The organism is Atlanticothrix silvestris CENA357, from assembly GCF_016056295.1.
Lineage (GTDB): Bacteria > Cyanobacteriota > Cyanobacteriia > Cyanobacteriales > Nostocaceae > Atlanticothrix > Atlanticothrix silvestris.
The window spans coordinates 1-10,337 of sequence record NZ_JAECZB010000053.1; the positions used below are offsets into that span (position 1 = coordinate 1).

The window sequence follows — 10,337 nt, forward strand, 5'->3', positions numbered from 1 at the left end:
GTACAGTTAGATCTGGGAAATGAGTAAACAAATTAACAGCAAAGTACTCGAACTTTGATATTAAAAAAGTGCCCACAACCGTACTTATTGGGTAAGGTGGTGGGCTTTGGACTGACTCCTGATACCAATTCTGTATGAAGATGCGCCCAATTATCTCAGACTTAGTATAAGAAATCAAAAACGAACCGCCCTTCGGGTTCAGCAGTTCGCAATCGACGCAAAGCGCCAAGACTGCGACTGCTTCACCAAGTACGCCAAGTACGCCAAGATTAAGAGTTTAAGAGAGTTTGGCGCAGCTTCACAAAGAAAGGGTATGAATATCCTTTGGAAGCTAACTTTGTAACAAAATCTGTAACAGCAATATTATTTGAGCTTGTACTCGCTTAGATTGATAAAAAATCTACGGGTAATCCCTGAATTAAGGGTTAATGCTGTTTAAAGATATACGAGATTACCAAATTTTATTTCTTGGCTTGTTTCTGGTCTTAGGTATTGGAGCAAGAGACTGGACATTACGATCGCCATTGATTGCAGTAGCGATCGCCACTTGTGTTTTGACGATGGCAAATGACTTTCAAGGAGAAGTCAAAGATTTTGCAATGGTAGTACCTGTGCCGACAGTGCTACAAAAAGAACAAGTTCGGATAGCTGAACCCAAAATTATCGAACGTTTAGATGCTTTTAGTGCGGCACGATTGGTAGAATATTTCGACTCAGATCCTTGTACTCCAGCTTACGACAGTTCTGTCATGCCTCAAGCAGCACCGAGAGCAGCCAGTAATGAATTAGAGAGTAAGAGGAGCGATCGCAGTTTGGGTGTCACAGTTGAGGCGCGTTTTAATGTTGGCGAATATGACATTGTGATTTTAAGTGCTAAAGAATCTGGCGGGCTGGAAACTTGGCTCAACCGTAATGGTTACAAAATCCCTAGAGGAGGAAAACAGTTACTGAAACCTTACATTCGTTCCTCAATGAAATTCTTTGTGGCCAAAGTCAACCTAGATACATTTGAGAAATCTGGTTATCAATCTCTGCGTCCACTACAAATTTCCTACCAGTCGCCCAAGTTCATGTTGCCAATTCGTTTGGGCATGATCAACGCTACCAAAGAACAAGATTTGATTGTCTACATCCTCTCACCTCAAGGACAAGCAGAAATCACCAACTACCGGACAGTCAAAATTCCATCAAATACAAATATCCCAGTGTTTGTCAAAGATGAATTTGGCGAATTTTACAAATCGATGTTTCAAACTGTCTACACCAAAGAAGATAGGAGAGTTGCCTTTTTGGAATATGCCTGGGATATGAGCAATTGCGATCCTTGTTCTGCTGAACCGTTGACTTCAGAAGAACTGAAGCAAGCAGGTGTATTTTGGTTGGATGGTAATTCTGTAAATAACGCGCCAATACCTCCTGGCTTTGGTCGTCCATTTCCCGTTAATAATAACGTCTTCATTACTCGATTACATATCCGCTACACCCGCGACAAATTCCCTGAAGATCCTATGTTTCAACAAACTTCTAACCGTGAGTTTTTCCAAGGACGCTATATTTTGCAACATCCTTTTACAGGTGAACTCAAATGTCAAGCAGGCAAAGAATACAAGCGGTCTTTACCCAAGCGTTTTGAACAAGAAGCACAAACTTTAGCCAAGTTAACTAACTGGAATATTCAAGATATTCGCCAAAAAATGCGATTAAATGCAGGCAATCTGACAAATTCTTGGTGGAATAATTTCTTAGCTTGGTTGGGATTATAAGCGATTTCTACGCACAAAAATCAAATAGAAGTACTGTATAATCAATAACTGCTTGTATCAAGCTTAGTGCATGACAGGTGATCGCAAGTAATTCCCTGACTCCTCTTTGGCGATTAGTTCAAAAGGTAATTATTACAACTTTGATGTATTGCTATAAAATTGTTTTGATAGAAGAATTCAAAAAAAAGCTACTATCACGATACAGGGTAATTCTCTGGAGCATTATTATACGTAATACTAAAATATTCTTGCCTTTTTCGCCAACAGTTTAACATGGTTGAATTCGATGAACAGCTACGCTGTTTAGTTGCCCAAGCCTGTGGGCACCCACCTGGAAGCCCTCAGCGTCAGAAGTTGCTCACGCAAATTATACGCTCGACTTCCAAAAGACTTTGGAGGGAAAGTACACCTTACTATCAAGATGCACTGCAACAAACTTGGTTATATTTCTGTCGTAACGTTTGCGAAGGTTTGACAGGCCAAAAATATGATCCTACTTATGGCAGTGTCATTACTTGGTTGAATGCTTACCTGAAACGCAGACTACAAGACTTTTACCTAAATCAACACCGGGAACAAGCTACAACAGTTCCTATCAAAGTTCACCAGTTTGGGTCGGGTGGAAACAGTGAAATTATTGACCCTGTTGACAACCTGCCAGCTAGTCCCCAAGTACCCCCCATTTTGGAAAACTTGGAGATGTGGGTAAAAAAGGATTCAGATGGAGAACTACGTAGCACTCATATTAAAGGACATCCAAATGTAAATTGTCAGGTGTTAATTCTTAAACGCTTACCCCCGGAAGTTAGTTGGAAAGAATTGTCTGAGGCATTTGGATTGCCAATTCCCACATTAAGCAGTTTTTATCAGCGTCAGTGCTTACCGCGCTTGCGAAAATTTGCTGAATTTGAGGGTTTGTTATGAAGGTGAAGTATTAAAGGTAAATAATCGCCTGTTTTTCTGTGGCGGTCACTATCAAGTCAAAACCCTGAATGAGGAGAAGAATCATTCTCCTCATTCAGGTTTTTCATTTTGATTAATTGATATTAATAACAACCATTGATGATGTTATATGCTATCTAATTGATGTTTGAAAAATCAATAATCTCAGTAATTTTTGATCGCTACCATATTCATGTATTCTGCTTATACAGTCAATCATCTGACTTCCCTGTTGTCGTCTACCTCTTGCTATAGCTATGGCTCCAACAAGCAGGGTTCGTTACCCAAATTCTGTAAAATTTAGTAGACGAAAAGCAAAAGGTAAAGGTCGTAATTGGTTACGTTTGCTTTTGTACTTTTTGTTGACTTTGCTGTGTATACTTGCTTCACCTGTGCTAGCAAAAGTTCCAGATGCGACCCATTCTTCATCTCAGCTGACAAACGTAAATATTACAGCTTCACAACAGGGTAAAGTATTATATGATGCTGGACGTTTTGCCCAAGCAGCGCAAGTATTACAGCAGGCAGCTCAAGAATACAAGCAACAAGGAGATCATCAAAGACTCGCTACCACCCTGAGTAATTTATCTCTTGCTTACCAACAACTGGGTGCATGGACTCAGGCGCAGCAGGCAATTACGGAGAGCTTGAAATTGCTCAAAGGACAGGAAAAAAGCCAAAATTTGCAACTATTAGCTCAATCGCTGGATATTCAAGGTCGTTTGCAACTGGCGATGGGGCAGACAGAGAAGGCCTTAGCAACTTGGCAAGAAACAGCAAAAATTTACCAGCAATTAAAAAACCACAGTGGTGTAGTGCGATCGCAGATCAATCAAGCACAAGCGTGGCGAACTCAAGGATTTTTCCGTCGTGCAGTCGAAATATTAGAACAAACAAGTCAAAAGTTACAATCTCAACCAGACTCCATAGAAAAGGCAGTAGGATTGCGATCGCTTGGTGATGCGCTTTTAGTAACTGGAGATCACAAAAACTCTCGCCTTGCCCTACAGCAAAGTTTGGAGATTGCCCAACGCATGCAATCTCGTGCTGAAATTGGGGCAAGTCTTTTTAGCCTAGGAAACAATGCGCGGATACATCAACAAAAAGTAGAAGCGATCGCCTACTATAAAAAAACATTTCAAGTCTCTCCCTCGCCCCTAACAAAAGTTCAAGCACAGCTCAATCAGCTCAGCCTGCTGGTTGAAACAAAACAATTGGCAGAAATTGAACCTTTATTAGCATCAATTCCATCCCAACTTTACCAACTTCCTCCTAGTCGCGCTGCCATCTACGCCCAAATTAACTATGTACAAAGCTTGATGAAAGTCCTAAGTACCGATTTGGAATTTTTGAGTAAAAAATCTTTCTCAGCAGTCAGCATTCAGAACTTAGCACAATTACTCGCCGCGACAATTCAGCAGTCTCATAGTTTGAGCGATCAACGAGCAGAAGCTTACGCGCTTTTAAGTTTGGGTAATTTATATGAAAAAAACCAGCAGTGGTCAGAGGCTAAAACTCTCACCGAACAAGCATTAATCCTAGCTCAAACAAGTAATGCATCAGACATCGCTTATCGATTGGAGTGGCAGTTAGCCAGATTGCTACGGGCACAAAAAGACATCAAAGGAGCGATCGCCGCCTATGATGCAGCAATCGAAACTCTCAAATCTCTCCGCAGTGATTTAGTGGCTGTCAATCAAGACGTGCAATTTAACTTTCGTGACAGTGTTGAACCTATCTATCGACAATCAGTAGAGTTATTACTGCAATCCCAGTCAGGAAAATTAGATGAAAAAATCTTAGATAAAGCCCGCCAGCGGATTGAAGCCTTGCAATTAGCAGAATTAGATAACTTTTTTCAGGAAGCTTGCCTGCAAGGACAAAGTGTCACTCTTGATAAAGTAGTAGACCAAGATAATCCTACTGCTGCTATTCTTTATCCTATTATTCTGCCTAACCAATTTCAGGTAATTGTCAAAATTCCCAATAAACCCCTGCGGCATTACAGTACCAATATTTCCCAATTAGAAGTAGACAAAGTTCTTGCACAAGTCCAAAAAACTCTTGTCGATCCCGCTGCTACTAATGCCGTCAAAATCCAATCGCAACAAATTTACAACTGGCTCATCAAACCTATTGAATCAGAATTGTCAGCCAGTGGGGTAAAAACTCTGGTATTTGTGTTGGATGGAGCATTGCGTAATTTACCAATGTCATCACTTTATGATGGACAGCAATTCTTAGTAGAAAAATATGCGATCGCACTAAGCGTCGGTCTGCAACTCCAAAACCCCAAACCACTGGTGCGCCAACAACTTAGAGCCTTAACTGCTGGTTTAATACAGCCCCCTCCAAATTTTCCTAACTTTGCACCATTGCCGGGCATTGAGTCTGAAGTTCAGCTTATTGCCAGCGCTGGGGTATCAACAACCAATCTGTTGAATCAAAACTTCACCAGCAAAGCACTAGAGAACGAAGTTAATACTTCTCCATTCAATGTCATACATCTAGCAACTCATGGTCAGTTTAGTTCTCGTGCTGAAAACACCTTTATTTTGGCTGCTGACGGCCCAATTAATGTTACCCAATTCGATACTTTTCTTCGCGGCCAAGACGAAACTCAACCAGGAGTAGTAGAACTGTTAGTTTTAAGTGCGTGCCAAACAGCAGCAGGGGATAACCGTGCAGCCCTTGGTCTGGCAGGAGCAGCAGTACGGGCAGGGGCACGCAGTACTTTAGCATCTCTGTGGCAAATTGATGATGAATCGACAGCCTTATTTGTAGGTAGTTTTTACCGAGGACTCAAGGACGGCAATATCACTAAAGCCGAAGCCCTCCGCCGTGCCCAACTGCAACTGCTAAAGCATCCCAATTACCACGCACCAAGCTTTTGGTCTGCTTATGTGTTGATTGGTAATTGGTTGTAATTGGGCATTGGACATTGGGAAAAAAGGGGGAAGGGTTAAAGGGTTGGTTTTTTCATCCTTTACCCTTTAACCTTTTCCCCTCTTGCTGCTCCCCTGCTTCCTTACTTATTTTTCTGACTTTTTCTGACTTGGTGGCATAAATTTATTAAATGCAGCCGATATGTACATAACAGCATTAATGACGAGAGATGAATTATGAGTAACAACACTTATGAACTAGACAATTCCGCATTGCCTCTACCGATTTCTCAAATAGCACGCACAACTGCTCAACGGTTTGCCAATCAGCAGCCAACTCCCGAAAAAGCACAACAAGTTCGGCTAAATACTTTAGCTGTATCGGTGGTAAATGACTATTTGCAGATGATGGAAATTCCTACTGATCTTAGAGTCAGCGACAGCTGGAATCCTATTATGCAACTGAGTGCCAATGTTGCTGATTTGGAGATTCCCTCCATTGGCCGTCTGGAGTGTCGTCCTGTAGGTTTGTACGAACAGGTATGTGCCGTTCCCCCAGAAACTTGGGAAGAACGAGTGGGTTATGTCGTGGTGCAAATTGACGGAGCGCTCCAAGAAGCAAAACTGCTAGGATTTACCCGTAATGTCACCACGGAAACATTGCCTTTGAGCCGACTACAACCCCTAGAGGCATTAATTGATCACTTGGAACAGCTTAGAACTTCACCATTCAAGACTTTGGTGAATTTAAGTCAGTGGTTTGCTGATCAATGTGAAGCTGGTTGGCAAACAGTTGAATCTTTATGGGACTTGCTGGAATCTCAACCAGCTTACGCCTTTCGTAGTTCAGTAACTACTGAAGCAACATCTCCCAATCACTCAGAAGCAATTACCAGACGGGCAAAACTGATTGATTTGGGTATCACAATTATTGACCAACCTGTGATGTTGATTGTGGAAATTGGCCCTGAAATGAATCAACAAACCAATATTCGGTTACAGTTACACTCTACAGGTAATCAAATTTACTTGCCGACGGGAGTGCAACTCACCGTTTTGGATGAATCTGGAGCAGTATTTTTGGAAGCTGAAGCTAGAAGTGCAGACAACTACATTCAGTTACAGTTTAGAGGCGAAATTCAAGAGCGTTTTAGCGTTCAGGTCTCATTAGATGAGATGAGGATTACGGAAAACTTTGTAATTTAAAGTATGTAGATTAATTACATTTAAATATGCATAATTTCAAAATTTGTCAGTAATAAGTAAGTAACTTATTACTAATACAGCACGGCGGCAATAAAAGCATCCTTAATAAAGGGTGAAAAGCCGATAATATAAGTCTTCTGACTTCCGCGCAGTGGCATCAGTTCTAAAAATTTAAATACGAAATATCTTAGTCATGGCTAAGTTAGTGGTTTTAAAATTCGGAGACGGTTGTTTTGAGGTAGGGTTTACTGTCACTCTCCAGATTGGTGAAGAAAGCGATCGCCCTTCAACAGAAATCACGGGTAAACTGCCACCATCTCCCGAAATGCCGCTTTACTACGCTCGTTGGCAATCTAACTATCAAAAGTTGGGCAATCGTTATCGCTTGGATGCTGACCAAATACAAGTGACGAATGTATCGATGACTCAAGACTGCCACAATATGTCCCATATTTTGCGGGCACGCTTTAACACTTGGCTAAGAGCAGAAGAGTTTCGCCCTTTACGAGAGAAATGGCTAGAGAGATTATCGCCCACAGACGAAATTCGAGTCATTCTGCAATCAGAAAATAGCCAATTACAGAAGCTACCTTGGCATCTCTGGGATTTATTAGAACGCTACCCAAAGGCAGAAATTGCTCTTTCATCACCAAGTTATGAGCGCATCCTCAAGCCACGCAGCCCTAATCCAGCAGTAAATATTTTGGCAATTGTGGGTAATAGTCAAGGTATTGATACTAAGGCTGACCAAGCTATTTTGCAACGTTGCCCAGGCGCAGATGTCACCTTTTTAGTGGAGCCACAGCGTAAAGAAGTGACCGATAACCTGTGGGGGCAAAACTGGGATATTCTATTTTTTGCTGGGCACAGTTCTAATCAAGGAAATGATGGTTGTGGGCGAATTTATTTGAATAAAACCGACAGCCTTAGCATTGGCGAATTGAAATACGCTCTCAAAATAGCTATTGAACGCGGCTTACAATTAGCAATTTTTAACTCCTGTGATGGGTTGGGGCTAGCACGAGAACTAGCTGATTTGCACATCCCGCAAATCATTATCATGCGTGAGCCTGTTCCAGACCAAGTAGCCCAGGAGTTTTTGAAATATTTTTTAGAAGGCTTTGCCGGTGGTGAATCTTTATATCAGGCGGTGCGACAAGCACGAGAAAGGTTACAAGGAATTGAGGATAAATTTCCTTGTGCAACTTGGCTACCAGTGATTTGCCAAAATTTGGCACAGATACCACTGACTTGGGAAGAACTAAAACATACTCAAAATAGAAGCATACTCAACTTACGCCCATCCCTCAAATGCGGATTTACAATGGCATTGTTATCCAGTTTAGCGATGAGTGCTTTAGTTTGTGGCTTGAGATTTGTAGGAGCGCTGCAAAGTAATGAATTACAAGCCTTTGACCTGATGATGCGATCGCGTCCCAGCGAAGAACTAGATCATCGCCTCCTAGTAGTAACGATTGATGATACAGATCTGGCAAATCAACGACGTAATGGCGAGTCCTTAAAAGGAACTTCTATCTCCGAAAAATCTCTCAATCAACTACTAGTAAAACTGAAGCAGTATCAACCCAGAGCAATTGGTTTAGATATCTACCGCGATTTTCCCGCAGAACAGCAAGACTTAATTACTCGTTTTCAACAAACTGATAACTTAATTGGGGTGTGTAAGGGAAGTGATGCTACAACAAGCGTCAAAGGTATTGAGCCACCGCCAGAATTTCCCAAAAATCGCCTGGGATTTAGCGACTTTATTCATGATAAGGATGGAGTTGTACGTAGGCATCTGATGTTCATGAACCAGGAGACTGCATCTTTGTGTTCGGCTCCTTATGCCTTAAGTATGCAACTAGCATTTCGCTATTTGTTGCCTTTAGGAATTAAACCTAAATTTAACTCAAAAGGAAATTTGCAGTTGGGTAACACTGTTTTTCCAATTCTCAAATCTCGCACTGGCGGCTATCAAGGCATCGATGCAAAGGGTCAAATCTTACTCAACTACCGTTCCTCCAAACAGATTGCTGAACAAGTAACGCTAACGCAACTTTTATCTAGTCCCATCAATCCTAAAGCTATTAAAAATCGAATTATTTTGATTGGTGTAGTCGCAAAAGGAGATTTTCCCGACTACTGGGCTACTCCCTATGGCAGTATATTAGATGAGCAAATGCCAGGAGTGATAGTACAAGCACACATGGTCAGTCAAATTCTCAGTGCAATTTTGGATGGGCGACCATTATTGCGAGCTTGGTCTCCTGGAGTTGAGGTGATCTGGATTTTGGGTTGGGCTATGGTTGGAGGTTTACTGGCCTTACGGTGGTATTTACTACCCACATTAGCTTTAGTAGTTGGTATGAGCGTTGGTGTGCTGTATGTAGTCTGCTTTGGTCTTTTAATCTGGGGTGTTTGGGTGCCTTTTGTACCATCAGCCTTGGTCTTGTTATTGACAGTGGGCGTGACATCAATTGTTAAACAGACAAAATCTTTAGAACGTCGTCAGCAATCTTCTCGAATTTAAACTGCCAATACCAAATTATACTAGTAATTTATGAAGTCAATTTTATAATTTATGAAATTATTTTTACCATTACTTCTGGGATACACAGGTTTTTTAGCCAGCCAAAGCTTAGTACTGGCAGCACCAGCACCAGTACCTTTGACTCACAGTATGAAAACTCTGGCTCAAACTGTACGCTTTTCACCACCTCAACCGCCCCCAGATCCCCCGCCTGGAGGCCGCGTCCGTGGCGGAGCTAGACGAACTCCTTTGTGTTTACAGGCCGAACCTAAACTTACTGCTTTAGTACCCTCTACTGAAGAAACTTCTACGGTGATTAATGTTTGGGGATGGACAACAAAGGCAAATCCGACTTTGTGGTTCTACGTGCCGTATACTCAAGATTCCGCCTATCCGACTGAATTTGTCCTCCAAGATCAGCAGTCTAACCCAATCTATAGACAAGCGATCGCTCTACCCAATCAACCAGGAGTTATCAGTATTTCTCTGCCTACAAACGCCCCTGCTTTGGAAGTAGACAAGCAATACCGCTGGTTTTTAACTGTCTACTGTGATCCAGAAAAACAGTCACCTCCTATTTATGTCGAAGGGGTGATTCAACGAGTCAACCTCAAACCCAAAATTACCCAACAGTTACAAACAGCAACACCTCTACAGCAATCTGCAATCTATGCCGAAAACGGGATTTGGCATGAGGCATTAACAACACTGGCACAACTGCGTCAAAAAGATCCTCAAGATGCAGCACTTAAAACCCAGTGGAGAGATTTGCTGTCCAACATCGGTTTGGATGACATTGTGACAAAACCAATTCTTCCTGGAAAATCGGAATGAAAAAGCAGGGGAGCAAGAAGAGGGGGAAAAGGTGAGCCAGCGCGGTCTTGGGGGTTTCCCCCATGAGCGACTGGTGAACCCTGAAGGGGTTAAAGGGTAAAGGGTAAAGGATGAAGAAACAAACCCTTCCCCTTTCCCCCTTACCCCTTCTTCCCCATGCCCCATGCCCTAATC

At 42.1% G+C, this 10,337-nt stretch carries 6 protein-coding genes; all 6 read left to right on the forward strand.

The genetic code is table 11. The annotated features are described in order from the left end of the window. Positions 1-428 precede the first annotated feature (428 nt). The 6 genes from I8751_RS16835 to I8751_RS16860 all read left to right on the forward strand — a co-directional run bounded on the left by I8751_RS16835 (position 429) and on the right by I8751_RS16860 (position 10,163). A complete protein-coding gene (locus I8751_RS16835; protein WP_214440290.1) occupies positions 429-1,763 on the forward strand; it encodes a DUF2330 domain-containing protein in 1,335 nt (444 codons plus the stop codon). Between the two features lie 273 nt (positions 1,764-2,036). Beyond that, positions 2,037-2,687: a sigma-70 family RNA polymerase sigma factor gene (locus tag I8751_RS16840; protein ID WP_214440291.1), complete on the forward strand. Its 651-nt coding sequence runs from the start codon at positions 2,037-2,039 to the stop codon at positions 2,685-2,687. Between the two features lie 275 nt (positions 2,688-2,962). Beyond that, positions 2,963-5,632: a CHAT domain-containing protein gene (locus tag I8751_RS16845; RefSeq protein ID WP_214440292.1), complete on the forward strand. Its 2,670-nt coding sequence runs from the start codon at positions 2,963-2,965 to the stop codon at positions 5,630-5,632. Between the two features lie 195 nt (positions 5,633-5,827). Beyond that, the gene (locus I8751_RS16850) at positions 5,828-6,796 is read left to right on the forward strand and encodes a DUF1822 family protein (protein WP_214440293.1); all 969 of its coding nucleotides are present in this window, start codon (positions 5,828-5,830) and stop codon (positions 6,794-6,796) included. Between the two features lie 193 nt (positions 6,797-6,989). After that, complete coding sequence (locus I8751_RS16855; RefSeq protein ID WP_214440294.1) at positions 6,990-9,329, forward strand: CHASE2 domain-containing protein; 2,340 nt, start codon at positions 6,990-6,992, stop codon at positions 9,327-9,329. Between the two features lie 51 nt (positions 9,330-9,380). After that, positions 9,381-10,163: a DUF928 domain-containing protein gene (locus tag I8751_RS16860; RefSeq protein WP_214440295.1), complete on the forward strand. Its 783-nt coding sequence runs from the start codon at positions 9,381-9,383 to the stop codon at positions 10,161-10,163. Positions 10,164-10,337 lie beyond the last annotated feature (174 nt).